The organism is Rhodopseudomonas sp. P2A-2r (assembly GCF_026015985.1).
GTDB lineage: Bacteria > Pseudomonadota > Alphaproteobacteria > Rhizobiales > Xanthobacteraceae > Tardiphaga.
Genome location: NZ_CP110389.1, coordinates 4530757 through 4556411, shown reverse-complemented (window position 1 = coordinate 4556411; position 25655 = coordinate 4530757). Strand labels below are relative to the sequence as shown.

Genomic DNA, 25655 nt, shown 5'->3' with positions numbered 1-25655 from the left:
TATGAAGGCGCTTGGAAATCCCGCTTCACCAACCGAGCACCGCGCGGAGCGCGCGATCTTGAGCCTGCCGATGCTCGATGCATCGCGGGTGACTTATGCCGCCTGCACGTCGCCGGTGGCGTCGCCGTCCTACCAGGCCGTCGAATCGCAGTCGTTCGATGTTGCGATCGGCGGGGCAGAGCCGAGCTACTTCCTGCGCCTGGCAAATGACGAAGTGGCTGAGCTGGTCGATGACGATGTTTCGTTCGCCGCCGCCGGCAGGCTCAACGATCTCGCGTTCTCGCCGCGACCTGTGGGACGGGCAGCCGAGCAGCGCGCTGTGCTGTTCGCGCGGCTCGGAAACGGATGGCGTGGGGCCAAGATCGACGATTTGATGCAGCCGCCGATGGTGAGCCGGTTGATAGACATGCAGAAAACCATAGCGGCGGGCGCGCCGTTCGCGCGGTCGTGGTCGGTGTTCGACGGCATCGACGGGCTGAAGACGCTCGTCGCGCAGAGCGGTGAGACCCTGCCCGCGGACGCAGACTGGATGCTGGAATGGATGGCGGCGATGCGCGAGGCGATCTCCGCGGCGGGCGTCACCTACAAGCCCGCGCATGGCGATCCGCATTCCTCCAACGTGATGTTCGGACCGGAAGGGGCGGTCATGCTGGTGGATTTCGACATGGCGGCGGATATGGATCCCTACTATCAGCTTGGCGCTCAGATGAACGAACTCTATCAGTTCGAGAGCCAGATGAAGCCGCTGCTGGAAATGCATGATGGGCATTTCAGCGAAACAACCTTCAGCCGTTGCCGGATCTATGCTGCTGCCGACGACCTGTACTGGGCACTGCGCAGCCTGCTGCAGCATGCGCGATCGCCGCTGCGCAGCGTCGAATTCCTGAAATATGCGGGCTGGCGTTTTCTGCGCTGCCGGATGCTGCTGGGGAACCCCGGTTTCGAGCAGCGTCTGCGATCTCTCTAGGCGGGACGAATACTATGATGGACATAGGCAATGGCACGTCGGATGCCGAACGGTCGCTCGAAGCGGCCATCGTGCAGGTCGCGCCCTGGAAGGGGCGCCGCCTGTCCTATGCGCCGGTCTCCGGTGGCATCAGTAACACTAATTTCCGCGTCAGGGTCGAGGGCGATGCGGTCGGCTATTTCGTCAAGATTCCCGGCCGCGGCACGGAGATGTTCATAGATCGCAATGCCGCGCGGGCAGCGAGCAAGCAGGCGGAGGCGATCGATATCGGGCCGCGTACCTTCGGTTATCTCGATCATTTGGATATCGAAGTGTCGGAATTCCTCGATGATCGCCGCGCATCGACCCATCGCGATGCCGTAGATCAGGGTTTTCGCACCAACGTGGTGCAGATCTATCGCCGCTTCCATCAGGCTCAACCGCTCCCACTGACAAAGACCGTGTTCGACATGATCGACGAGCACTATGACCAGGTCAGGCCGCTCGGCGGCCACTGGCCGGAGGATCATGCCTGGCTGTATCGGCAGTATCGGCAGGCGCGCGCGGCATTGGAGGCGTCGGGGCTGGATCTCGTTCCGTGTTTCAACGACCCCATGCCAGGAAACTTCCTGGTGGGCGATGACAGCTCGGTGAAGCTCATCGACTTCGAATATGCCTCCAACAATGAACGGCTTTACGATCTTGCGATCTGGAGCAGCGAGCACTTCTTCCCGGAGAATATCGAACAGGAAATCATCGAAGCGTATTTTGGCCGTTTCGATCGGCAACTGCACGCACGCTTCATGATTCACAAGGCGCTCGCAGATATCAAATGGAGCACCTGGGCGATGGTGCAGAACAGGGTCTCGACGCTGGATTTCGATTTCTACAAATACGGGATATGGAAGCATATGCGGGCCCGCTCCATCATCCAGGATCCACGATGGCCATCGTTTCTGAAGGCACTTTGATGTTCGAAGACGCTGTCCTAGCAGACGAGGCCGTCGCCTATCTCGTTTTTGCCGCCGAACTCGCGGATTCGGTGCGACCGCTCCTGCTGTCGCATTTTCGCAGCCCGCTGGATGTCATCTCCAAGCCCGATGACAGTCCGGTAACGGTCGCCGATCGCGCGGCGGAACTGCATCTGAAAGAAAGGATCCAGCAGCGCTTTCCGGATCACGGCATTATTGGCGAGGAAACCGGCGGCAAGCCGCGCGGCGCCTTCAACTGGATCATCGACCCGATCGACGGAACAAAGAGTTTTATCACCGGCTTCCCCTGTTCGGCACGTTGATTGCGCTCTCCTATGAAGAGAAGCCGTTCTGCGGAGTGATCGATATTCCCTTTACGGGGGAGCGGTGGAGTGCCGGGCCGGGCCGCACCATGTACAAGAGCACGTTAGCACGGACGAGCGCCTGTGGGCGCGTCGCAGATGCGCGCTTCTACACCACGTCGCCGGACATGTTCATCGACGGGGAAGCCGAGACGTTCGAGCGGCTGTCGAGGAGTGCGAGACTTCGCCGCTTCGGCGGAGATTGTTACATCTATGGCCTGCTTGCCTCCGGGCATTGCGACATCGTTCTGGAAACGGGGTTGCACCCGTATGACTACATGGCGCTGGTTCCGGTGGTGCAGGGCGCTGGTGGTTGCATCAGCGATTGGGAAGGGCGTCCACTGTCGCTCCGTTCGGACGGACGCGTGCTGGCAAGTGCCACGCCCGCGCTGCATGCAGAAGCGCTGGCCTTCATCCAGCGGTAACGAGTGAAAATGCCTTACAAAACCACAATCGAAGGCACCGTCTTCTGCTTCGACGATCTGAAGGACCTGATGGCCAAGGCGACGCCCGAGCGATCGGGCGATCAGCTCGCCGGCATTGCCGCGGACGGGCCGGTGGAGCGGCTGGCGGCTCAGATCGCGCTGGCCGATCTGCCGCTCAAGACATTCCTGACCGAAGAGTTGATCCCGTCGGAAACCGATGAGGTGTCGCGCCTGATTCAGGACCGGCACGATCCGGCAGCCTTCGCGGCCGTATCGTCGCTCACCGTCGGCGAGTTCCGGGAGTGGTTGCTTGCCCCCGAGACGGCTCAGCACCAGCTCGAAGATCTGACGCCCGGACTGACGCCGGAAATGGTCGCGGCGGTGTCCAAGATCATGCGCCTGCAGGATCTGATTTCGGTCGCCTCGAAGCGCGAGGTCGTCACCAAATTCCGCTCGACCATCGGGTTGAAAGGGCGGCTGTCCACGCGCAATCAGCCCAACCATCCCGTCGATGACTCCTACGGCATCGCTGCATCGGCGCTTGACGGGCTGTTGATGGGATCAGGCGATGCCGTGATCGGGGTCAATCCGGCCACCGACACCGTAGATGACTATGTCCGCATCGTCGCGTTGCTGGACGAATTGCGCACGCGCTTGGCAATTCCGACGCAAACCTGCTGCCTTGGCCACGTGACGACGGCAATGAAGGCAATGGCCGTGAAGGCGCCGGTGGATCTCGTGTTTCAATCGGTCGCCGGTTCGCAAAAGGCGAACGACGGCTTCGGCGTGAGTCTGTCACTGTTGCGCGAAGCCCATGAGGCGGTTCGCGCCCTCAAACGCGGTCCGGCGGACGCTAACCTGATGTATTTCGAGACGGGGCAGGGCGCGGCCCTGTCGGCCGACGCGCATTTCAGTGTCGACCAGCAGACGATGGAGGTGCGCGCCTATGCCGTCGCGCGCGAATTCGATCCGCTGCTCGTCAACACTGTTGTCGGCTTCATCGGCCCGGAATATCTCTTCAATGGAAAGCAGATCATCCGCGCCGGGCTCGAGGATCATTTCTGCGGCAAGCTGCTGGGCCTGCCGATGGGCGTCGACGTCTGCTACACCAATCATGCGGATGCGGACCAGGAAGATATGGATGTGCTGCTGACGCTGCTCTGTGCCGCCAATGTCAATTTCGTCATCACAGTGCCCGGCGCCGACGATGTGATGCTGAACTATCAGTCGCTTGCGCATCACGACGCGGTCTATTGCCGCGAGACCTTAAAGCGTCCGCCAGCGCCGGAGTTCGAGCGGTGGCTTGTCGAGGTAGGCCTGACCGACGACAAGGGCCGTCTGCTCGACGCGCCACCGGAACTGACCGACTACATGGCGAATACCAGGTTGCTGGGGATCTGACATGACCAAGGGGCCGGAGCGAACCTCACCGCTGCCGCGCGATCTCAGCCAGATGACCGACGCACGGGTCATGCTCGGGAGATTCTGGGGCGGGCATGCCGACCCGCGCGGCACAGTCTTTTCTGCTCGATCACGCGCGTGCGCGGCAGGCTGTGTGGTCGCGTGTCGATTGGGCGTCTGTCGAAGCCGGCCTCAACGATCTCGGACTAGGGATCGTCGAGGTCGCGAGCCAGGCGGGCGATCGTGCAACCTATGTCCGTCGTCCCGACCTCGGGCGGATGCTCGCAGCTGAGGCCGCGGAACGGCTGACGGGCATGAGGCCCGACTGCGATGTCGCGATCATCCTCGCCGACGGCCTGTCCGCCAGCGCGATCGATATCAATGCGGTGCCGCTGACGAAGGCGATCGTCGCACGTCTGTCGGAGCGTCAGCTCGCCATTGCCCCCATCGTTCTGGCATCGCAGGCGCGGGTGGCCATCGGCGATCCCATCGCGGCGACCATGAGGGCAAAGGTGTCAATCACGGTCATCGGTGAACGCCCCGGCCTTTCGGCGGCCGACAGCCTCGGCATCTACCTGACTCATGCGCCCAAATCCGGCACGCCGGATTCCAAGCGCAACTGTATCTCCAACGTCCGCGACGGTGGCCTTGCCATTGCAGATGCTGCCGATATGGCCACCTCGCTGGTCGTCAACATGCTGAAGGTAGGTATCAGCGGCGTTGGGTTGAAGGCGGCTCTCGACAGTCTGCCTCATCCGGGTAGCGACAACCGGTGATGCTGGTTGCCATCCAGTCGCGCTTACGACATCTTGCTTGTTTAGTTGAGATCCTATCCGGCTCAGGATGACCGCTTGTGGCGGATTGTGTTGAAAAACTCCGGTTGAAGTCGATCACGATCGTTGATTCATTGTCTTATCTGTGGATCGGCTCCGAACTTTGGCTCTGACGCATGTTTGATGACGGCATGCAGATCATGCTGCACCGAGCAATCGTGCTTCGAGAAGGTCAATTTTTGCGCGCCCATACATTTGTCGTTTGACAAGTTTAAGTTTCGTAATCTGTCCCTCGACTTGGCCGTTTGACCAAGGGTGCGTGATTGCAGCGCGCACGGCAGCGATATCCTTGAGGACGCCCGTCGCGAAGGATGAGACGAGGCCTGCTTTTGCGTTCGCGATCCAGGCATCGAGTTTGGCCTCGTCCTTTTTTCGGATCATATCGTGGAACTGGTCGATGAGCGTGCGGGCCTCAACAAGGGACGGCACGCCAGCCTCGATGGCGGCAATGACCAGAGCATCAGCCTTGGTCATGCAATCTCGCTTAATCGTCATAAGACCGGCGATAGTTCTGGCGGAGGGCACCCTTTGCAGCTGTTGTTTGCTGACCGCTTCCGACCGACGTCGACGTGTTGTCCACTCGCCAACCGTACGGAGGGATCCCCGGAACCCCTGCACTTGCAAGCGACGCCAGAGTTCGGCGCCGTTGCGACAGCCACTGCTCCACAGGCCCTCAAGGGACAGATAATACGCGTCGAGCGAACGCTCCCGTGTTTGGAACACGTCGGCTCGCCCACCCCGCAACGTCTGGCGAACGAGATTGCGACTATGACGGCGCAGACCAAGGCGCTGGCCAGCGGTGCAGCGACCTTCGCCAAGGCGATGACGCAGGCGTTCGCAACTTCAGTGATCTCAGGCAAGCAGTTCGACGACGTGCTGAAATCCTTGACGCTGAAGATGTCGGACCTGGCGCTGAAGGCGGCGTTCAAGCCGGTGGAGGGCGCATTGAACGGCCTGCTCTCGGGCCTGACGTCGTCCGGCAGCAGCGGCGCGCTGCAGCGGAATGCCCAGGGCGCGATCAAGCCGTTCGCGGCGGGCGGCGTGGTCGGCACGCCCAGCTATTTTCCGATGATGGACGGCGGCGTCGGCCTCGCCGGCGAGGCCGGGCCGGAGGCGATCATGCCGCTCAGGCGCGGCGCCCACGGACGGCTCGGCGTTGCCGGCGCAAGCGGCGGCAACAGCATCACGGTGCAGATCGCCACGCCGGACCCCGACAGCTTCCGCCGCTCCGAAAGCTACATCACCGGCCAGATCGCCCGCGCGGTGGCGCGGGGCAGCGAAGTTTGTGAGCCAGCAGTCTGCGTGTCCCGGACGCAGCGCAGCGCGCCGCTCTTTGCGGCGTGGTGCGCTGCAGATCCGGGACCCTCGCGAACACTGGCGCGTGGTACGGCCCCCGGATCTGCGGTGCACCACGCTACTGCGTAGCGTAGTGCACCGCGTCCGGGGCACGCGACTTGAGTGTGGAAATCAGCGCATGACCGCCATTCACGACATCCTCTTTCCCTCGACATCTCCATGCGCCGCTCCGGCGGGCCGGAGCGGCGCATGGAGATCGTGTCGTTCGGCTCCGGGCGCGAGCAGCGCAATGCGCGCTGGATCTAGTGTGGCGCGGACTTCGAGAGCAGGTTCATCACCAGTACGCCCGCAATAATAAGGCTCATCCCACCCACCGCGCCAGCATCCAACTTCTGTCCCTGGAAGATCCATGCGGCGAGAGTGATCAATACGATTCCGACACCGGACCAGATCGCGTATGCAATTCCTGTCGGGATGGATCTGAGGGCAATCGACAAGAAGTAGAACGATATTCCGTACCCGATCACCGACAGCACGGACGGCAGCGGCTTGGAAAAGCCGTCCGAAAGCTTCATGAAAGTCGTTGCAACAACTTCTGCGCAGATCGCGACAGCAAGATAAAAGTAGGTCATGGCGCGCGATAGCACAGACCAAAAAACGTTGTAAGTCTTGACTTCAACCTTCCTTTCAGAGCCGTCGGCCGTTCAGAGTTTCCCAACGATAGCTCTCCCCCGCATCGTAGGGAAGGAGTTCTCCATGACCGCCTTTCACGACATCCTCTTCCCGCTCGACATCTCCATGCGCAGCTCCGGCGGGCCGGAGCGGCGCACCGAGATCGTGTCGTTTGGCTCCGGGCGCGAGCAACGCAATGCGCGCTGGGCGCAGTCGCGGCGGCGCTATGATGCGGGCAACGGCGTCAAGACGCTGCAGGCCGTGGTGGCGTTCTTCGAGGAGCGGCGCGGCCAGCTGCACGGCTTTCGCTGGCGCGACCGGCTCGATCACGCCTCGGCGGCGCCCGGTCATGCGGTGGCGCCCCTCGACCAGGGCATCGGTATCGGCGACGGCGTCACCGCGTCGTTTCCGCTGGTGAAGACCTATGGCAGCGGCTTTGCGCCCTATGCGCGGCCGATCGCCAAGCCGGTGGCGGGCAGCGTGCGCGTGACGGTCGGCGGCGTCGAGGCGGACGCTGCCGCGTTCAGCTGCGATACGGCCACCGGCGTCGTGACGTTTGCGGGCGGCCACATTCCCGGCGCCGGGCAGGCGGTGACCGCGGGATTTTCCTTCGACGTGCCGGTGCGGTTCGACACCGACTATCTTGAAGTCGACCTGTCGGCATTTGCGGCCGGCGCGATCCCGAAAATTCCGCTGGTGGAGATCCGGCCATGACGGAGATGTGTCGCTGTCGGAAGTGCGGGCCCGGCGGCAATGCGTGGTGACGAAATCCGTTGCGAAGCGAGGCAATGCGCGCATCGGAGGCGTCACCGTTTGCGTCCCTTGCACCGCGCAAGACGATTCCGGTCTGATCGAAAGATTCCATTAAGCGTCTTTCGTTGCGGAAACGGCACATGCCGCGTGTTTGTTCAGCCTGAGCAGATCCTGTTCTTGTCCGACTGTTTCAGCTCATTTACCTTCACAGTTGTGATTTACGGATTGCACGATCAGAGATTCGCATCCCGAACCGTGCGGCCAAGCGAAAATAGGATGACGATCATGCGCCAATGCATGGGGGATGCGACGAGCCGGCGACAGCTGGATGACATGCGACACGAGCGTTCGAGCCGGACACAGCGATCGCCGGGCGGCAACAGAATGCGATGGCTTCGTTTGTTCATGGCTGGCGCGTCGGCGACGGCACTGATGGCCCTGTCCGTCGGTTCGGCCGCGGCCCAGACATGGACCGGCGCGACAAGCAATGACTGGACGGTCGGTTCGAACTGGAGCAGCGGAGTGGCGCCGACCGCCGTATCTTTTGCCGTCATTGATCCGTCATCGCCCCATCCAACGGTGCTCGGCGTCAATGGTCCGGCAAGCGGCACAACTCGTAATATCAACGTCGGCCAAGCTGGAACATGGGCCAATCTAACCATTCAGAATGGTAGTACACTTACCGGTGCCAGCGCTGCGACTATTTTTTCGATCGGTTCGACAGGAGGAAGCGTCGGTACCGTCACTGTTACCGGAGCCGGATCGAAATGGATTCTCTTGAGTACGACTACCACATTGTCCGTCGGCAATTCCGGGACAGGAACGCTCAATATTGAGAATGGCGCGCGGGTAACCGCCAACGCCGGGGTTGCTATCGGAAGGCTTACAGTTGGTTCTGGCACGCTCAACATCAATGGCGGCGGCACGCTGGAGACTCAATCCTTGCGGGGCGGCGCCGGCACGGCGCAGGTCAGTTTCGACAACGGCATCCTGCGGGCGACGGCCACCAACCCAACCTTCATCAATGGATTTTCGGGCACGAATCTCAATCTTCTCGCGGGTGGGGTAACGATCGATACGGCCAGCTTCACCGTCGGCGCCGACGCGACCTCCGTCTTCACCGGTGTCGGCGGCCTGACCGTAACCGGCGGTGGCGTCTTTAACCTGCTGGCGAACAGCCCCTATGCGGGCGCAACCTCGATCCAGGCCGGCAACACACTCTCCCTTCAGGGCGCCGGCGCCATCGCCAGTTCCAGCAGGGTTATCGCGGATGGCGCGTTCGATGTTTCGGGTATCACGGCGGCCGGCACCAGCATCCAGAGCCTGGCGGGAAGCGGCACCGTAGCGCTGGGTGCCAAGAACCTGACGCTGACCAATGCGAACGACCTGTTCTCCGGCATCATCTCCGGCACCGGCGGGTTGACCGTCAGCGGCGGCAAGCAGACCCTGTCAGGCGTCAACACCTATACCGGCGGCACCACGGTGAGCGGCGGCACACTCGCCGTCAACGGCAGCCTGTGCGGCGCCATGACCGTGCTGGCCGGCGGCACGCTGCAAGGCACCGGCACGGTCTGCGACACGTCGAATGCCGGCATCGTCGCGCCCGGCAATTCCATCGGCACGCTCACCGTCGCCGGTAACTACACCGGCAACGGCGGAACGCTGCAGATCGAGACGGTGCTTGGCGGCGATGCCTCGCCGACCGACCGGCTTGTCGTCACCGGCAACACCGCGGGCAGCACCAATGTGCGGGTCACCAACCTCGGCGGCACCGGCGCGCAGACTGTCGAAGGCATCAAGATCGTCGACGTCGGCGGCGCCTCCAACGGGGCGTTCGCGCTGCTCGGCGATTACGTGATCCGGGGCCAGCAGGCGGTGGTCGCCGGCGCCTATGGCTATACGCTGCAGAAGCACGGCGTCAGCACGCCGAACGACGGCGACTGGTATCTGCGCTCCAGCCTGATCAATCCGCCTTCGTCGCCCGGTTCGGCAGCGGCGCCTGCGGGGCCGCTCTACCAGCCCGGCGTTCCGCTTTACGAAAACTATGCGCAGGTGCTGCTCGGCATGAACGAACTGCCGACGATGCAGCAGCGCGTCGGTAACCGCTATTGGGGCGGCGGAGAGGCCATGGCGCGGATCGGCGAGGCGCCGGCGCCAGGCGCAGCACCGGCCGCGCCGACGGCGTTCTGGGGCCGTATCGAAGGCGGCCAATCGAATCTGCAGCCGTCCAGCACGACGGGCGCAACCTATCGGGCCGACAAGCTGAAGGTGCAGACCGGCCTCGACGGTCTGCTGATGGAGACCGAGCGCGGCCGGTTGATCGTCGGACTCACTGGGCAATATGGCCTGACCACCGCCAATGTCGCATCGGTCTCCGGTGATGGCCGGATCCGCGTCGAAGGCTCCGGTGTCGGCGGCACGCTGACCTGGTTCGGCGACAACGGCTTTTATGTCGACGGCCAGGCGCAATCGATGTTCTACCACAGCGATCTGTCCTCGGTGCTGACCGGAACCATGGCGCGCGGCAACGAAGGCGTCGGCTATGCGTTCGGCGCCGAAGCCGGCAAGCGGTTCGCCGTCGGCAACGGCTGGTCGCTGACACCGCAGGCGCAACTATCCTATTCGAAGGCGGAGTTCGACGGCTTCACCGACCGGTTCGGCGCGACGGTGTCGCTGCGCACCGGCGACAGCCTGCTCGGTCGCGCCGGACTTGCGCTCAACCACCAGAAGACCTGGAACGACGGCACGGGTATCGTACGCTCGGATATCTACGGCATCGGCAATCTGCGCTACGAATTCCTTGACGGCACCAACGTCGATGTTGCCGGCACCGGCCTCGCCAGCGCGCAGGACCGGCTGTGGGGCAGCATCGGCGGCGGCGGCACCTATAGCTGGGCCGATGGCCGCTATGCCGTGTTCGGCGAAGTGTCCTACAATGCGAGCCTGAACGACAGCGCGAACAGCCACAGTTACAAAGGCAACGGCGGCTTCCGCGTCACCTGGTGAGCGGACGCGAAATGGCGCACGGTCGAGATTGAAGTAACTGGCGCGGCCTTGATGCGACCGCCGGACGCCAGAATATCGCGCGCGACGCTCCGCGTGGACCAACATCAATCCATGATGGGATAGGCAAGAGCTGCCGTCGATGCCCGGCGGCAGAGCCCGCTGGCGTTGCGTCGCACGACTCTGAGCGCCCCGGCGATCGGCATACGTCCGGCCCATTCGTGTGATGGTCTGCCAGGCTCCACGGAGGGTGAAGAGGAGGTTCGCCATGCGCAACGTCCTCACTGTCCTGCAGGCTAAACTCGACTGATGCGACGATGTCGGAAGCCGATCTCGTCGCCGGACGCTTCGACGCGGCGAGCATCGTGCGCCGGCTGGTGGACTGGGGCGAGCCGCGCGGCCGGGGGCTTGTGATGGATCGCGCCCCCGGGGCAGCCTGGGTCGTGATTCACGGTGAACAACTCGTAAATGGCCGGATGCGCACCGATGGCCATCCGCGAATACTTCTCTGCGATGACTGTGATAGGCTGGCGTGTAACCTGAATGGATTGATGTGACACAGCATAGATCGCACCCGGTCCCCGCGATGTTTGACGCCATCGGCTTGCGCTGGCTATGGAGCTGGCTGGCCGAGCGACGCTTCCAGCGCATCGCCATGTCGCTCGGGGACGGGCTGGTCTGCGCCGATCGGGACTTCGCCATCACGCTCTGGAATCCCGGCGCGGAGGCGCTGTTCGGCTATCGCTCCGACGAGATCCTTGGCCGGCCGTTCGCCACCATCTGCGCGCGCGCGGAGAGGGCAGCACGGTCACGGCATTCGCCGTCGCCGACATGCCGCGCGATCGGCTGATGGCGCCGGGCGGCCATGTGGTGGAATTCGAAGGCCGCCGCAGGAACGGCGATATCTTTCCGGTGGAGGCCTGTTTCTCCGGCTCGACGGGCATCGACGGATTCCAGTACGGCGCGATCCTGCGCGACATCTCGGCGCGCCACCGCGCGGTGGAACGGATCCGCTATCTCGCGGAATTCGACGCGCTGACGGGCCTGCCCAACCGCAATTCGCTGAAGGCGCATCTCGATGCGGTGTTCGCCGATGTGTCACAGCCGCGCGCCGTCATGCTGCTGGCGATCAGCATCGACAAGTTTCAGGACATCAACGACCTGCTCGGCCATGAATGCGGCGACCAGGTGCTGCGGGCGGTCGGGCTGCGGCTAAGCGAGCGCATCGGCAATCGCGGTTTCGTCGCCCGGCTCAGCGGCGACGAATTCGGCCTCTATATCGACGGCGCCTCGGAGCAGGATGCGATGGCAGTGTGCGAGGACTGCGCGCTGGTTTTCGCCAGTCCGCTGCTGGCCGGCGCGCGCGCGTATCGCATCAGCCTGAGGATCGGCGTGGCCATGTTTCCGGGCGACGCCCGGTCGTTCGACGATCTGCTCGGCAACGCCCATCTTGCGCTGCACCGCGCCAAAGCGAGCGAGCGCAGGGGCCATGTGCTGTACCGGCGGGTGTTCCGCGACGAGCTGGAAGTCCGCCTCAGCATCGAGGCCGAACTGGTGCGCGCGGAGGCGCAAAGCGAGTTCGAACTGTTCTACCAGCCGCAGGTGATGCTGAACGATCGCCGGACGATCGGCGCCGAGGCGCTGATCCGCTGGCGTCATCCGCAGCGCGGTCTGATGTCGCCCGGTTGCTTCATGCCGGTGGTCAATACGTCGCCGCTGTCCAACCGGATCGCCGGCTGGGTGATGGACACCGCCTGCCGTCAGGCGCGGGCATGGGAGCTGATGGGGCATCGCATTCGCGTCAGCGTCAACCTGTCGCCGTCGCAATTCCAGTCCGACAATCTGGCGGAATCGGTGCGGCTGATCCTCGCCACCACCGGGCTGACGCCGTCGCTGCTCGAACTGGAAGTCACCGAGGATATCCTGCTGGACGGCGTCGACCGGCTGCTGGCGATCTTCGCCGAGATCCAGAGCCTCGGCGTGCGCATCGTGTTCGACGATTTCGGCACCGGCTATGCCGGTCTCAGCTATCTCAAGAAATTCCCGCTCGACGGGCTGAAGATCGACCAGTCCTTCGTGAGCGAATTGCGCACCAACCGCAACGCCGCGGCGATCGTGAGTTCGACCATCGATCTCGGCCGCAAGCTCGGCCTGTCGCTGATCGCCGAGGGCATCGAGGACGCCGCCACTGCCGACCTGTTGTCGGACATGGGCTGCGAACACGCCCAGGGTTATTTCTTCGGCCGGCCGATGCCCGCTGCGGATTTCGAGGCGATGCTGCTGGGTCAGCCCGCCGAGGCACTGCGGGACTGAGCGCGCCGAAACTGCCGATCGCACGATAGCAAAGCCCGACATCTCGCCTTCCGTCCGGGAAGGGGACACGAGGAGCTCATTCATGTGCACCATCCCCGCCGCCCTGCAGGCGAAACTCGACAGCGGCGTCACCACGCTGGCGCATTGCTGGACGCTACAGCGGCGCGACGGCGTGGCGCTCGGTTTCACCGATCACGACCGCGATCTGGTGGTGGACGGCGTGACCTGCCGCGCCGGGACCGGCTTTGCGGCATCCGAGGCCTCGGCCCGCTTCGACCTGTCGGTCGACGGCGCGGAGATTTCTGGCGCGCTTGACGATGCGACGCTGTCGGAAGCCGATCTCGGCGCCGAACGTTTCGATGCTGCCAGCATCGCAAGCTGGCTGGTGGACTGGAGCGAACCGTCGCTGTGCGTGCTGACCGCGCGCGGCCGGCTCGGCGAGGTCAGGCGTGAGGGCGCGGCCTTCACCGCCGAGTTGCGCGGGCTGGCCGACCTGCTGTCGCAGGAGAGCGGCCGGCTCTACACCGCCCGATGCTCGGCCGATCTCGGCGACACCAGGTGCCGCGCCGATCTCGGCAATCCCGCCTGGCGCGGCAACGGCAGCGTCGCCGCACTCAGGCGCACCTCGATATTTGTCGCGGCCGGGCTCGACGGTTTCGCCGATGGCCTGTTCAGCGGCGGCCGGCTCAGCTGGAGCAGTGGCGCCAATGCCGGCCTCGCCATCGAGATCAAGCAGCATCGCGCGGCGGAGGGCGAGGTGCGGCTGTCGCTGTGGCAGGCCATGGCCGCGCCGATCGCGGTGGGCGATACGTTCACGGTCACCGCCGGCTGCGACAAGCGTTTTGCCACCTGCCGCGACCGCTTCGGCAATGCCGACAATTTCCGCGGCTTCCCGCAGATTCCCGGCAATGACTTTGTCATGAGTTATCCGGTCCCCGGCACCGTCGGCGTCGGCGTCGGCGGCGCCGCGCCGGATGGCGGTGGAGTGGGTGGTGTCGGCGGCGGCTGAAGAGTGCTGCAATTTTCACCCTCCCTGGAGGGGGAGGGTCGGCGAGCAGCACGCGCAGCGTGATGCGAGACGGGGTGGGGTGATTGTTCATCCCCGAACTTGACCGCTGTCACCCCACCCCGATGACCACCGCGCTTCGCGCGCTGTTCATCGACCCTCCCCTCCAGGGGAGGGTGAAGAAGAGGGCATCCCTTCATGGCTCATCCCGTCACCCGCGACGCCATCGTCGCCGAGGCGCGTTCGTGGATCGGCACGCGCTATCTTCATCAGGCCTCAGTAAAGGGCGTCGGCTGCGATTGCCTCGGCCTGGTGCGCGGGGTGTGGCGCAACTGTATCGGCGACGAGCCGGAGGCGGCGCCGCCCTATGCGCCCGACTGGGCCGAAGCCACCGGCGCGGAAGCGCTGGCCGATGCGGCGCTGCGCCATCTGGTGCCGATCGGGTGCAGCGATTTCACTGCCGGCGACGTGCTGCTGTTCTGCTGGCGCGACGGATTTATTGCCAAGCATGCGGCCATCGCCACGGGGCGGGATCGCATGGTCCACGCCCATGACGGCGCCGCGGTGTGCGAGGTGGCGATCGTGCCATGGTGGCGACGGCGGCTGGCCTATGCGTTTCGTTTCCCCGGCGTGGATTGATGCCCACGCCGGGTGGAAGCCGCTACCGGTTCGCCGGAATGAAGTGATCGGTGGCGTGGGCGCTCAGGCCGGTGGCGATGTCGGTGGCGGTGATCTCGATATTGACGGACTCGCGCGGCAGCGCCTTGGCCGGCACCAGCAGCGAGACGCGCAACTCGCGGGTCTGGTCCGGTCCGACGTCGGCGGTCATCCTGCCGTCGGCGCCGCGCTCGATGCCGGCGATGCGCAACGTCGCGCCGGGCAGGCCGGAGACGTCGAGCGCGAAGGTGCGGTCGCCGCCCTTGTTGAGCAGGCGCACGGTGTAGTCGTTGCGGATGCTGCCGTCGGACAATGTGGTGAACAGCGGATTGCGGTCGTGCAGCACGTTGATGCCCAGCGAGCTACGGGTCGCCAGCGCATACAGCATGATGCCGCCGACGGCGGCGATGATCGCGGCATAGAGCAGGGTACGCGCACGGATCGGCCGATAGACCGGCGCCAGCCCGTCCTGGCGGCGTTGCGCGTTGATGTCGGTGTCGTAGGCGATCAGGCCGGTCGGCCGGCCGATCTGGCTCATCACGGTGTCGCAGGCGTCGATGCACAATCCGCACTGCACGCAGCCGAGCTGCAGGCCGCCGCGGATATCGACGCCGGTCGGGCAGACGTTGACGCACTGGTGGCAGTCGATGCAGTCGCCGGCGGGCGCCTGCATCAGGCGCGCGACCTCGGCCTTCTTCACCGACATGCGCGGCTCGCCGCGATCGCCGCGGTAGGTGACGTTGAGCGCCCACTCGTCGGTCAGCGCCGCCTGGATGCGCGGCCACGGGCACATGTAGACGCAGACCTGTTCGCGGGCGTGGCCGGCGAAGACGTAGGTGGTGGCGGTGAGGATGGCGATCCACAGATAGGCCGCGAACGGCGCCTGCAAGGTCGCCAGCTCCTTGACCAGCGTCGGCGCATCGGCGAAGTACAAAACCCAGGCGCCGCCGGTCCACCACGCGATCATGAGCCAGATCGCGTGCTTGGTCACCAACTGGCGAAAGTGGGTGAAGGTCATGCCGCGCTTGTCGCTCAGCATGCGCTCGCGGCGGTCACCCTCGACCAGGCGCTCCACCGCATAGAACAGGTCGGTCCAGACGGTCTGCGGGCACATGTAGCCGCACCACACCCGTCCGGCGACGGCATTCATCAGGAACAGCACCATGGCGGCGATGATCAGGAGGCCGGTGAAGTAGTAGACCTCCTGCGGCCACAGCTCGATGAAGAAGAAGTAGAAGCGGCGATGCGGGAAATCGACCAGCACCGCCTGGCTCGGCGCGCCCGGTCCGCGGTCCCAGCGCAGGAACGGCGTGAAGTAGTAGACCGCCAGCGTCAGGATCAGGACGGTCCACTTGATCCGCCGGAAGCGGCCGTGGACCGCCTGCGGATAGACCTTCTTGCGCGGCGCATAGAGCGGGCCTGTGATGATCGTGTCGTCCATGTCTGAGGTCCTGCGCTGGCGCCAACGTGCCGTGGTCTTATGCCCTGTCGAGCGGACAGGTGGAGAGCCCGACCAGCGAATAGAGCGGGCAGGTGCCCATCACGCCGGTGAGCAGGGGAATCGCGCCAAGCAGGCTGTAATATCGCCATGAGGCGTCGGGATAGAGGAAGAACAGGCTGAGGACGCCGAGGCCGACCACGATTCTCAAGACCCGATCGATGCTGCCGACATTGCTCTTGAACATCTGTATCTCCATGGCATCTGTTGCGTGAACATCGCTCTAGGCGAAACGCCGTGCCGTGTCGGTGACTTCGTCACCGTCGCGATCAGGTCAGGGCCGCATCGCCCCCGACCCGCGCCAGCGCCGGGCGATCGATCAGCGTGACCTTGCCGCGGGTAAGCTGGACCAGCCCGGCCTTCTGCAGGTCTTCGAGACGACGCGAGACAACTTCCCTGACCGATCCGATCGCGGTGGCCAGATCGCGATGCGTCGTCAGCGCGATATCGTCGCTGCCGGCGCGGCGCAGCAGTTCGGCAGCTAGCCGCGATTCCAGCCGGACGAACGACACCTTCTCCAGAACGGAGACGACATCCTTGAGGCGATCGCCGAAGGCGCCGAAGACGAAGCCGCGGAACGCCTGCGAGCTGTTCATCAGGCCGGCGAAGATATTCTTCGGAATCATCACGAACGACGTATCGGTTTGCGCGACCGCCTCGCCGGTATAGGAATGCTCGCCGAGCACGCACAACGTGGTCTGGATGCAGGTCTGCCCGGCAACGACATCATATAGCAGCATCTCGCGGCCCGACCGGCCGATCAGATAGACCTCGACACGGCCACTGAGCACCACCAGAAATCCCGGCGCCACGTCGCCAGGCCGGAACAGCACGGTGCCCTGGGGCACCTTGGCGGGGACAATGGCCGCCAGCGCCTTGCGCGTTGCCGGCTCGAGGCCGGCCAGCGGTTTGATGTCTTCGAGCCACGTTCGCATGTTCGCTGCGGTCCCTGCCGAGAGGCTGCGACCATCGGACGTTCGCCTGCCGGCCGACATGACGTGGATCAAAGGTCCGACCTTGCCGCGTCGATCGCTGCCAGAATGTTGCATCAGCGGCCATGGCGGCGTCATGCCGCGGTGGAGGTCTTCGATGGCGTGGTCTCTGACCGGCGCCCCGGTTCGAGAGCCGTCACGAACGACGCCAGTGCCGGCGCATAGCGGTCGGCGATCACGTCGGCCGCGTTGACCGCCAGGGTGGCACGCGGCGGTTTGCCGGCGATCTCCTGCATCTGGCCGAAGGCCTTGTCGCCGCCGGCGCCGCCGAGGGTGCAGAAGAACGCCACTGCCGGCAGGTGCTCCTTGTTCGCAGCCAGCCAGGCGCGGACCGGCGACGACAGCGACCATGCCCAGACGGGCGTGCCGACAATAACGAGATCGTAGGCCGATGGATCTTTCTTGACCGCAGCGATGGCGGAGGATGTTCGTCGGCGGGCTTCGATGACGGAACGAAGATAGCCGAAAACGCCTGCGTGATTTCCGGTCGCGACAATTTCCTCGGTGTCGGCATACAGCGCGTTGGCCAGCGCGTGGGCGATCTGCCGCGTCGTTCCTGTGCGCGAATAATAGACCACGAGTGTTTTTTGTTCGGCCATGTCCGTCTCTCCACGATCCCGACGATGACGCGGCCCCGCGATCCGACAGCGGAGCGATGACAGGGCAAACCTAGGCGTCCGCCCGGCCATCAACGTTGACGCAGATCAAGATGGATCGGCCGACCGGTCACGGCAGTCGCAGGACAATCGTGACGCGCTTCTGCCGCTTAAATTCCGGAGGAAGACGATGGCCGCACTTGTTCTCTCGGCCGCCGGCGGCGCGATCGGCGGCCTGTTCGGCCCGGTCGGCGCCATCGCCGGGCGGCTCGCCGGCGCGGTGGTCGGCAACATGCTCGACCACGCGCTGTTCGGCAGCGCCGGCAAGACGGTCGAGGGCCCGCGCCTGTCCGATCTCGACGTGATGGCCTCCAGCGAGGGCGCGCCGATCCCGCGGGTCTACGGCCGCGCACGGCTCGGCGGCCAGGTGATCTGGGCGACGCCGCTCGAGGAAGTCGTCACCAGCGAGAGCACATCGTCGGGCGGCGGCAAGGGGCTGCGCGCGGTAACGCTGATCCCCGGCAGTACCGAGTTCGGCTATGAGCCGGCCGCGGTGGTGCAGGTCCTCGGGCCCGGCCAGTCGGCGCCTGAAAATCGCCATGGGCAATCGAAGCGGCTCCGACGACGGCTGGAATTTTCGTGGCCGTGGCGCGGCGCAGACCACCGGGCGCGAGGGCTACCAGCGGCTGGCGAAGGCCACCGGGCTCGATGTCGTGGCGCAGCCGGAGCTGGTGATCGATCCGCGCCATTTCCTCGCCTGCGGCGTCGCCGATTTCATCAATTGCGGCTGCCTGCCATTCGCCTTGAAGGACGACGTGCTGGGCGTCACCCGCCGGCTCAACGGCGGCACCGTCGGTCTCGATCAGCGCAAAGCCTGGCTGGCGAAATGGAAGACCGCACTCGGCGACGCGCCGCTGGTGATCGCTTCGCCACCACTGGCGCCCGACCCGCCGGAGCCGCGGCTGACGACCTTGGCAACATTCATCGCCGCGCTCGTCGCGGCCTTCAGGAGGACATGACCATGGATTGGGGAGACCTCGGCAAACAGGTGATTGCGCTCGGCGCGCCGATGCTCGGCACTGCAGTGGGCGGGCCGCTCGGCGGCGTCGCCGGCGAAATCCTCGCCAAGGCGGTCGGCTCCGTCAATTTGACGCCGGCGGCGGTGCAGAGCGCGTTGCCGGCGGCAGACCCGACCAGACTGGCGGAGGCGGAGGCGCAGTGGGCGGAGATGATCCTCGCCGAGGCAGAGACCCAGCGCACGGCGATCGCGGAGACCCAGGCCACCATCCGCGCCGAAATCGCCAGCGACGATGTGGTGCAGCGCTGGTGGCGACCGCTCTATGCCTTCGAGCTGACCTTCGAATGCGCGGCGCTGTGGATCGTGCTGGTGCACGAGTTCTGGACCGGCGACATCCAGACCATCAACGCGCTGGTCGGCGCCACCGCGCTGCTGGTGACCTATTGGGGCTTCCGCTTCGGCGTGCTAGGCGTCTATGTCAGCGGCCGCACCCGCGAAAAGGTCAGCGCCGTCACCGGACAGGATGCGCCGGGCGCGGTCGAGCGGCTGGTGAAGGCGGTTGTGAAGAAAAAGTAAGCTTCGGACGATCGGCCGTTCATCCGGCATTCGCCGCTGCGCGGTGCATGCTGATGCGGTTGGTTGATCCAGCCTGGAGAAGTCCCGTGCGTCTGCTCGTCGTCGAAGATGATCCCGATCTCAATCGCCAGCTCACCACAGCGCTGGTCGATGCCGGCTATGTCGTTGACCGCGCCTTCGATGGCGAGGAGGGGCATTTCCTCGGCGACAGCGAGCCCTATGACGCCGTGGTGCTGGACATCGGCCTGCCCAAGATGGACGGCATCTCGGTGCTGGAAGCCTGGCGCCGCAACGGTCGCGCCATGCCGGTGCTGATCCTCACCGCGCGCGATCGCTGGAGCGACAAGGTGCAGGGCTTCGATGCCGGCGCCGACGATTATGTGGCGAAGCCGTTTCACCTCGAGGAAGTGCTGGCACGGATCCGCGCGCTGCTGCGGCGCACGGCGGGGCACGCCCAGAGTGAACTGACCTGCGGTCCGGTGTCGCTGGACACCCGCACCGGGCGCGTCAGCGTCAACGGCAATCCGATCAAGATGACCTCCCACGAATATCGCCTGCTGGCCTATCTGATGCACCACACCGGCCGGGTGATCTCGCGCACCGAACTGGTCGAGCATCTCTACGACCAGGATTTCGATCGCGACAGCAATACCATCGAGGTGTTCGTCGGCCGCATCCGCAAGAAGCTGGACGTCGACATCATCCAGACCGTGCGCGGGCTGGGCTACCTGCTCACGCCACCCACCGATGCGCGCTAGCTCGTTATCGACACGACTGTTTATCTCGGCGACCGCCTGGGTGGTGGTGATCCTGGTGATCACCGGCATCGTGCTGTCGTCGGTCTATCGCCAGGCCACCGAGCGCGCCTTCGACCGCAGGCTCAATCTGTATTTGCGCACCCTGATAGCCGAAGTCGGCGCGCCCGACGATCCGCAGGACAAGGACCTGCAGTCGCTCGGCGAGCCGCTGTTCGAGCTGCCGTTGTCCGGCTGGTACTGGGAAATCGCCCGAACCGATTCCGACAAGACCGAGACCCGCGCCTCGCGCTCGCTGTGGGACAAGAAGCTGCCGCTGCTGGAGGACCAGGGCGTCGAGCTGACTCCGGCCGGCATCCGGCTGGGCTATGTCGAGGGACCGGAAGGCCAGAAGCTGCGCATGGTGGAACGGCCGGTGGATCTCGGCGCCGACGGCAAGTACCGGGTCAGCGTCGCCGGCGACGCCACCGAGATCGTCGAGGAAACCCGCACCTTCGACTATTACCTCGGCGGCACCTTCCTGGCGCTGGCGATCGTGCTCGGCCTCACCACCATCTTCCAGGTACGCTTCGGCCTGGCACCCTTGAAGCGCATTTCCGACGCTATCGCCGACATCCGTTCCGGCCGTGCCGAACGCCTTGAAGGCGAATTCCCGGTGGAGATCGCGCCACTGGCGCGCGAGACCAACGCGATGATCGACGCCAACCGCGCCATCGTCGAGCGCGCCCGCACCCATGTCGGCAATCTCGCCCACGCCATCAAGACGCCGCTGTCGGTGATCGTCAACGAGGCCAACAGTCATGGTCGCGATCCGTTCGCAGCCAAGGTGCTGGAGCAGGCCGACGTGATGCGTGACCAGGTGGCCCATCACCTGGAACGGGCCAGGATCGCCGCGCGCCTGACCATCGTCGGGACGATCACCGAGGTCGCGCCGGCGATCGAGGCGCTGTGCCGGACCATGGAAAAGATCCACCGCGACCGCGACATCGCCATCGACGTGCAAGCTGACGCCGCCGCGCAATTCCGCGGCGAAAAGCAGGATCTCGAGGAGATGGCCGGCAACCTCGTGGACAACGCCTGCAAATGGGCGGATTCCCGCGTCTTCATCGAAGTGCTGGTCGAGCGGCAGGGGGCCAGCGACGCCGCGCCAAAACTGCGCATCATCGTCGACGACGACGGCCGCGGCCTGTCCGCCGCCGAGCGCGCCACCGTGGCCCGGCGCGGCCAGCGCCTCGACGAGACCAAGCCCGGTTCCGGCCTCGGCCTGTCCATCGTCACCGACCTCGCCGCGCTCTATGGCGGCAGCCTGACGTTGGGCACCGCCCCGATCGGCGGGCTACGGGCGGAACTGGTGCTGCCGGGGGTGTGAGCAAGTAAATTGCGTAAAATACAAAAAATTTGTAACTTGCAGATTATTGGTATTTTGTGAATTATGGCTTTGTCTTCTAGGAGCCCGACATGCGCACGGTCACAGCCACCGCCTTTGCTCGCAATTTTGCAGAGATTCAGCACGAAGTGCATCGCGAAACGGTGGCTGTCACCAGCCATAATCGGGTGACTGGCTATTTTGTATCGCCGGAAGATTTCGCAGAATTCGAAGCCCTGAAAGAGAAGGCGCGCAAATCTCTGATCGTCGGAAAACTCCCGAGCGATAGAGTCGATGCGCTCAAGACCGCGCATATGGACGAACGTCACGATGCGTTGAATGCCCTGATGCAAGACTAGAAATCGAATGCCTCTCCCAAGCCCAGAAGCGGGTCTCGTCATCAGCTACAAGTTTCTTTGGAGTCGTGAATCCGAAGCAGGTTATGATGAGGGCGAAAAATAAGGCCCTCTGTTGTGGTGCTCGCCATCAGGACTGAAAAAGGTCAGACCTCCGTCACTGTCGCCCCCATCACGCATAGCGAACCTCGGGCCGGCACGCATGCGGTGGAGATACCCGCAAGGGTCAAGCAACATCTCGGTCTCGATAGTCTGAGCTCGTGGGTCATTTGCGACGAGTTGAACGAATTCGTATGGCCCGGATCTCGACCTTTATCCGGTGCCGAAGGGCCGGCCCGGTCAGTTCGATTACGGATTCATCCCGCCAGCCTTGTACGAAAAAATCCGCATCATGATCCTGGAGTTGGACGCGACGGCGAAGAACGTTATCGCACGCTGACGCACACCGCTTCGCCGTCCGGACCATCCTTCAGCCGCCGCGAGGCCTGCAAGAACGAGCTCTCCACTGCAGGCGCGATGCAGTCGCCCCGATCCCGCCCGAATTGTCCGCTTTGTCAGAGCTTGACGCTGCGATGGCCATCCTGCAGCACTAGGCGGATGTTCATGTTCAAGTTCAAGACTGCCCTGATCCTGGCCGCGGCGCTGGCGCTTGCCGGCTGCGACGTCACCTCCGGCGACGGTCCCGGCCCGATGGCGCGGGCGTTCACCGGCACCTCCACCTCCATCAAGTCGGCCATTGGCCTATCCGGGGAAAGCGCTTCGGCGGCGGTGAACAATGCCGCCATGGGCGGGCTGATCGGCGCCAAGCTCGGTCCGCTGCTCAATGAGGACGACCGCAAGCTGGCCTATGAGGCCGAGCTCGCGGCGCTGGACAATGGCGCCTCCGGCGCTCCGGTGCCGTGGCGGAATCCGGCGTCCGGGCGCTACGGCAACATCGTGCCGGGGCCGGCCTATGACCAGAAGGGCCGCCAATGCCGCGGCTTTTCCCACACCATCACCGTCAACGGCGCGCTCAGCACGGCGCGCGGCACTGCCTGCCGGGCTCCCGACGGCGGCTGGGCCGCGGTCGGCTGAGGCCATTCCTCAACCGCTTCTTAACGTCGGCCCTGCTATGAAATCCGTTGGCTGCGTCCGGTCTTGGGCCGACCGGAACGCGCGGACCTTGGGTGCATGAGCCAGACATCGATCGACCGTCTCCGGGACTATCTCGCGCAATTGCCGCCGCAATCGCAGGCGTTGCTGATGCGCGAGTATGAGCGGTCCATCGCGCGCAACGAAGACGTCAATGTCGCCAATTTCGTGCTCGATGTGCTGCGCTCGGTTGTGCGCGGCAACGTCGACGCGGTGCGCCCGCGGGTCGAGGATCCCGCCCGGCTGGTGTTCCGGTCGCTGGAGCCGTTCCTGGCGGAGGGCGTTGCCGCGGTCAGGCCCGGGCAGATCCGCCGTGCCTCGCTGCAGGCCACCTGGCAATGGCTGGAGCGCGAAGGCGCGGTCGAGGCGGTCAGCGAATTCGAGGCTGCGGTGGCCGGCAAGCCGGAGGCCAGCGCGGATGTCGAACGCGCGGTGAGGAAGTTCCAGCAGGCCGCCGCCGATGCCATTCTCAAGGTGGCCGGACCGGCAGCGGGCGGCGATCGCAACCGCGGCCTGGCCCGGGTCGGGGCGCCGCATGTGGTCGAGGATCTGCCCGGCATCGGCGCGGCACTGAAGGCGCGCGAGGCGCTGGACGGCCTCAGCCTCAAGATTCCCAGCCAGCTCAGGACGTTCGGCGACGCGCAGGTGGCCTCCGTCAACAGCGCCCTCAACGTGCCGGCGCTGGTGACGCCGCAGGTGCTGCCATTCGCGCTTTCGCTGGTGATGCAGCGGCTGCTGGCGCCCTGGCAGATCATCCGCCTGGCCATCAAGATTGCCGCCTCCGACGACGAGATCCGCGTCGCCGCCACCTCCTATGGCATCGCCGTGACCATGGCGATCCACGACCTCACCCGGGTCGCGGCCACCCTGCGCAGCGAGATCAAGCGCGGCAAGTTCGACAGCGTCGCCGACCATCTCAAGACTGTCCATGATGGCGTCCGCGGCCTGCGCACCGAGCTCGACATCCGCAACGACTCGACGTGGGGGCGCCAGCTTGCCTCGATCCGGGTGGATATTTCGACCACGCTGCAGTCGGAGATCGACAGCGTGCCCGGCCGCGTCCGCCGGCTGCTGCGCCAGCGTCCGGACAAGGACATCACCCCCACCGCGCAGATCGATCCGGCCGACGTCGAGGAGACCGCGGCGCTGATCGATTTCGTCGCGATCTGCCGCACCTATGCCAGCGAGCTGGCCATCAACGAGGTGACGCTGCGGACCTATTCCGACCTGCAGCAATATGTCGAGAAATCCACCGAGGCGCTGGTGCAGTCGCTGCGTAACGGCGACGCCAAGGTGAAGGCGTTCCGGCACATGCAGGCCAAGGCCGCGATCCGCTTCTGCGAGCTGCTGTTCGGCGCCGAATACGCCCAGCTGATGAGCCGCGCGGCGGAAAACGCCATGGTCGTGGTGGAGCGCAAACCGAAGAAGGCAGGCTGAGCTGCCGCATTGATTTAACGCAACTTTTCGCCGCACTGGTGCCGTAGAAGTCAATTGCGCGGCCGGTTTAGAAATGGTGTAACCCGGCCAGCCGATGCCGCCCGCCGGGCTGAATCGCCGTCACCGGAACCCTGTGCAATGACGTTGTGGTTTGTGTTCGCGCTGATGACTGCCGCAGCGATTTTCGCTGTGCTGTGGCCGCTTGGCCGCGCCACCGCGGGCAAGGCCGGCGGCAGCGAATCCGCCGTCTACAAGGATCAGCTCGTCGAGATCGGCCGCGACGCGGCCGCAGGCCTGATCGCGGCGCCGGAGGCCGAAGCCGCCCGGGTCGAGATCGGCCGCCGGTTGCTGGCTGCCACCGACGCCGAGCAGGATGTGCCGGCAAAGGCCAGCCCGCGGTTCCGCCGCGCCGTCGCGGTGCTGGCGCTGGTCGGCCTTCCGGCGCTGGCCATGGCCTTCTACCTGCCGCTCGGGTCGCCGCGCTTTCCCGATTTTCCGCTGGCCGAACGCGCCCGCGCGCCTAGCGCCTCGGACCCGATGGATAATCTGGTCGCGCAGGTGCAGAAGCATCTGGAGCAGAACCCCACCGATGGCCGCGGCTGGAACGTGCTGGCACCGGTGCTGGCCAAGCTCGGCCGCTTCGACGATGCGGTCGTCGCGTTCCGCAATGCCATCACCTATGGCGGCGACACCGCGGCGCGTCGCGCCGACCTCGGCGAGGCCATTGCCGCTGCGGCCAATGGTATCATCACTGCGGATGCCAAGGCAGAGTTCGATCGCGCCGTGGCGCTCGATGCGAACGAGGCGAAGGCGCGCTTCTTCCTCGGCCTCGCCGCCGAGCAGGACGGCCGCATGGCGGATGCCGCGGCGGTCTGGCGCGACATGCTGGCCAAGGCGCCGGCCGACGCGCCGTGGCGCAGCGTGGTGCAGGCCGCGCTGGCCCGTGTCGGCGGTCCTGCGCTGCCGGCGCTGTCCGACGACACCATTGCTGCCGCGCAGGGCATGGGCGCGGGCGACCGCAACGCCATGGTGCAGAGCATGGTCGACCGCCTCGCGACGCGGTTGAAGAATGACGGCAACGATGTCGAGGGATGGTTGCGGCTGGTGCGTGCCTATATGGTGCTGGGCGACCGCGACAAGGCGAAGCAGGCGGTGGCGGATGCGCGGCAGGCGGTCGGTTCCGACTCCGAGCGGCTGCGGCAACTCAACGACGGCCTGAAAAGCGCCGGGCTGGACGGGTGAGCATGATGCCGAAAAGTGCGCAGCGGTTTTCGGACCACATCATGCTCCTT

General features: G+C 65.0%; 25 protein-coding genes and 5 pseudogenes. 23 read left to right on the top strand and 7 right to left on the bottom strand.

What is annotated here, in order from left to right; all coding sequences use genetic code 11:
* Position 1 precedes the first annotated feature (1 nt).
* The 5 genes and pseudogenes from ONR75_RS22050 (at position 2) to eutC (ending at position 4881) form a co-directional block, all read left to right on the top strand.
* Complete coding sequence (locus tag ONR75_RS22050; protein ID WP_265079122.1) at positions 2-967, top strand: phosphotransferase; 966 nt, start codon at positions 2-4, stop codon at positions 965-967.
* Between the two features lie 14 nt (positions 968-981).
* Positions 982-1917, top strand: a complete 936-nt coding sequence (locus tag ONR75_RS22045) for a phosphotransferase (RefSeq protein ID WP_265079121.1) — start codon at positions 982-984, stop codon at positions 1915-1917.
* Positions 1917-2704 (top strand): annotated as a pseudogene (locus ONR75_RS22040) (inositol monophosphatase family protein). The gene ONR75_RS22045 and the pseudogene ONR75_RS22040 overlap by 1 nt, the downstream one beginning before the upstream one ends.
* 9 nt (positions 2705-2713) lie before the next feature.
* Complete coding sequence (locus ONR75_RS22035; RefSeq protein WP_265079120.1) at positions 2714-4105, top strand: ethanolamine ammonia-lyase subunit EutB; 1392 nt, start codon at positions 2714-2716, stop codon at positions 4103-4105.
* A gap of 95 nt (positions 4106-4200) precedes the next feature.
* Positions 4201-4881, top strand: a complete 681-nt coding sequence (eutC, locus tag ONR75_RS22030; protein ID WP_320109639.1) for an ethanolamine ammonia-lyase subunit EutC — start codon at positions 4201-4203, stop codon at positions 4879-4881.
* Between the two features lie 195 nt (positions 4882-5076).
* Here the strand turns inward: eutC and ONR75_RS22025 are convergent, their stop codons facing one another.
* On the bottom strand, positions 5077-5463 hold the full coding sequence (locus ONR75_RS22025; protein WP_265083764.1) for a transposase: 387 nt from the start codon (positions 5461-5463) through the stop codon (positions 5077-5079).
* 243 nt (positions 5464-5706) lie between these two features.
* Between ONR75_RS22025 and ONR75_RS22020 the strand changes: the two are divergent.
* Both ONR75_RS22020 and ONR75_RS22015 read left to right on the top strand, forming a co-directional pair.
* A pseudogene (locus tag ONR75_RS22020) lies at positions 5707-6213 on the top strand (phage tail tape measure protein); the annotation flags it as partial.
* Between the two features lie 199 nt (positions 6214-6412).
* Positions 6413-6534 (top strand): annotated as a pseudogene (locus ONR75_RS22015) (DUF2460 domain-containing protein); the annotation flags it as partial.
* A gap of 2 nt (positions 6535-6536) precedes the next feature.
* On the opposite strand, the gene ONR75_RS22010 reads toward ONR75_RS22015, so the two are convergent.
* The gene (locus ONR75_RS22010; protein WP_265079119.1) at positions 6537-6866 is read right to left on the bottom strand and encodes a DMT family transporter; all 330 of its coding nucleotides are present in this window, start codon (positions 6864-6866) and stop codon (positions 6537-6539) included.
* A 124-nt stretch (positions 6867-6990) separates the two neighbouring features.
* Between ONR75_RS22010 and ONR75_RS22005 the strand changes: the two genes are divergently transcribed.
* Positions 6991-7620, top strand: a complete 630-nt coding sequence (locus ONR75_RS22005) for a DUF2460 domain-containing protein (RefSeq protein ID WP_265079118.1) — start codon at positions 6991-6993, stop codon at positions 7618-7620.
* A 272-nt stretch (positions 7621-7892) separates the two neighbouring features.
* Here ONR75_RS22005 and ONR75_RS22000 read toward each other — a convergent pair whose 3' ends face one another.
* The gene (locus ONR75_RS22000; protein ID WP_265083922.1) at positions 7893-8213 is read right to left on the bottom strand and encodes a hypothetical protein; all 321 of its coding nucleotides are present in this window, start codon (positions 8211-8213) and stop codon (positions 7893-7895) included.
* Between ONR75_RS22000 and ONR75_RS21995 the strand changes: the two genes are divergently transcribed.
* The 6 genes from ONR75_RS21995 (at position 8182) to ONR75_RS21970 (ending at position 14620) form a co-directional block, all read left to right on the top strand.
* Entirely contained in the window at positions 8182-10665 is a 2484-nt protein-coding gene (locus tag ONR75_RS21995; protein WP_413776532.1) for an autotransporter outer membrane beta-barrel domain-containing protein, read from the top strand. The genes ONR75_RS22000 and ONR75_RS21995 overlap by 32 nt on opposite strands.
* Before the next feature lie 314 nt (positions 10666-10979).
* Complete coding sequence (locus tag ONR75_RS21990; protein WP_265079117.1) at positions 10980-11219, top strand: hypothetical protein; 240 nt, start codon at positions 10980-10982, stop codon at positions 11217-11219.
* Between the two features lie 29 nt (positions 11220-11248).
* Entirely contained in the window at positions 11249-11512 is a 264-nt protein-coding gene (locus ONR75_RS21985) for a PAS domain S-box protein (protein WP_265079116.1), read from the top strand.
* A complete protein-coding gene (locus ONR75_RS21980; protein WP_265079115.1) occupies positions 11494-12975 on the top strand; it encodes a putative bifunctional diguanylate cyclase/phosphodiesterase in 1482 nt (493 codons plus the stop codon). Before ONR75_RS21985 ends, ONR75_RS21980 begins: the two co-directional genes overlap by 19 nt.
* A gap of 82 nt (positions 12976-13057) precedes the next feature.
* Positions 13058-13984: a DUF2163 domain-containing protein gene (locus tag ONR75_RS21975; RefSeq protein ID WP_265079114.1), complete on the top strand. Its 927-nt coding sequence runs from the start codon at positions 13058-13060 to the stop codon at positions 13982-13984.
* Between the two features lie 195 nt (positions 13985-14179).
* A complete protein-coding gene (locus tag ONR75_RS21970) occupies positions 14180-14620 on the top strand; it encodes a peptidase P60 (RefSeq protein WP_265079113.1) in 441 nt (146 codons plus the stop codon).
* Between the two features lie 22 nt (positions 14621-14642).
* Here ONR75_RS21970 and ccoG read toward each other — a convergent pair whose 3' ends face one another.
* The 4 genes from ccoG to ONR75_RS21950 form a co-directional block, all read right to left on the bottom strand.
* The gene (ccoG, locus tag ONR75_RS21965) at positions 14643-16079 is read right to left on the bottom strand and encodes a cytochrome c oxidase accessory protein CcoG (RefSeq protein WP_265079112.1); all 1437 of its coding nucleotides are present in this window, start codon (positions 16077-16079) and stop codon (positions 14643-14645) included.
* Between the two features lie 37 nt (positions 16080-16116).
* Entirely contained in the window at positions 16117-16323 is a 207-nt protein-coding gene (locus tag ONR75_RS21960; RefSeq protein ID WP_265079111.1) for a DUF2892 domain-containing protein, read from the bottom strand.
* An 82-nt stretch (positions 16324-16405) separates the two neighbouring features.
* Positions 16406-17071 carry a Crp/Fnr family transcriptional regulator gene (locus ONR75_RS21955; protein ID WP_265079110.1) on the bottom strand — a complete coding sequence of 222 codons (666 nt, stop codon included), beginning with the start codon at positions 17069-17071 and terminating at the stop codon, positions 16406-16408.
* Positions 17072-17202: 131 nt separating this feature from the next.
* On the bottom strand, positions 17203-17727 hold the full coding sequence (locus tag ONR75_RS21950; RefSeq protein ID WP_265079109.1) for a flavodoxin family protein: 525 nt from the start codon (positions 17725-17727) through the stop codon (positions 17203-17205).
* 187 nt (positions 17728-17914) lie between these two features.
* Here ONR75_RS21950 and ONR75_RS21945 point away from each other — a divergent pair.
* The 9 genes and pseudogenes from ONR75_RS21945 to ccmI all read left to right on the top strand — a co-directional run.
* Positions 17915-18325: pseudogene (locus tag ONR75_RS21945) on the top strand (hypothetical protein); the annotation flags it as partial.
* Positions 18324-18743 (top strand): annotated as a pseudogene (locus ONR75_RS21940) (glycoside hydrolase family 19 protein); the annotation flags it as partial. The pseudogenes ONR75_RS21945 and ONR75_RS21940, both read left to right, overlap by 2 nt.
* Positions 18744-18745: 2 nt before the next feature.
* Positions 18746-19318: a 3TM-type holin gene (locus ONR75_RS21935; protein WP_265083762.1), complete on the top strand. Its 573-nt coding sequence runs from the start codon at positions 18746-18748 to the stop codon at positions 19316-19318.
* Positions 19319-19404: 86 nt separating this feature from the next.
* Positions 19405-20076: a response regulator transcription factor gene (locus tag ONR75_RS21930; protein WP_265079108.1), complete on the top strand. Its 672-nt coding sequence runs from the start codon at positions 19405-19407 to the stop codon at positions 20074-20076.
* A complete protein-coding gene (locus tag ONR75_RS21925) occupies positions 20066-21442 on the top strand; it encodes a sensor histidine kinase (protein WP_265079107.1) in 1377 nt (458 codons plus the stop codon). Before ONR75_RS21930 ends, ONR75_RS21925 begins: the two co-directional genes overlap by 11 nt.
* Positions 21443-21531: 89 nt before the next feature.
* A complete protein-coding gene (locus ONR75_RS21920; RefSeq protein ID WP_265079106.1) occupies positions 21532-21798 on the top strand; it encodes a type II toxin-antitoxin system Phd/YefM family antitoxin in 267 nt (88 codons plus the stop codon).
* Positions 21799-22398: 600 nt separating this feature from the next.
* Complete coding sequence (locus tag ONR75_RS21915) at positions 22399-22869, top strand: RT0821/Lpp0805 family surface protein (protein ID WP_265079105.1); 471 nt, start codon at positions 22399-22401, stop codon at positions 22867-22869.
* Between the two features lie 96 nt (positions 22870-22965).
* On the top strand, positions 22966-24363 hold the full coding sequence (locus ONR75_RS21910; RefSeq protein WP_265079104.1) for a hypothetical protein: 1398 nt from the start codon (positions 22966-22968) through the stop codon (positions 24361-24363).
* A 138-nt stretch (positions 24364-24501) separates the two neighbouring features.
* Positions 24502-25605, top strand: coding sequence for a c-type cytochrome biogenesis protein CcmI (gene ccmI, locus ONR75_RS21905; protein ID WP_265079103.1), 1104 nt, complete (start codon positions 24502-24504; stop codon positions 25603-25605).
* The last annotated feature ends 50 nt before the right edge of the window (positions 25606-25655 follow it).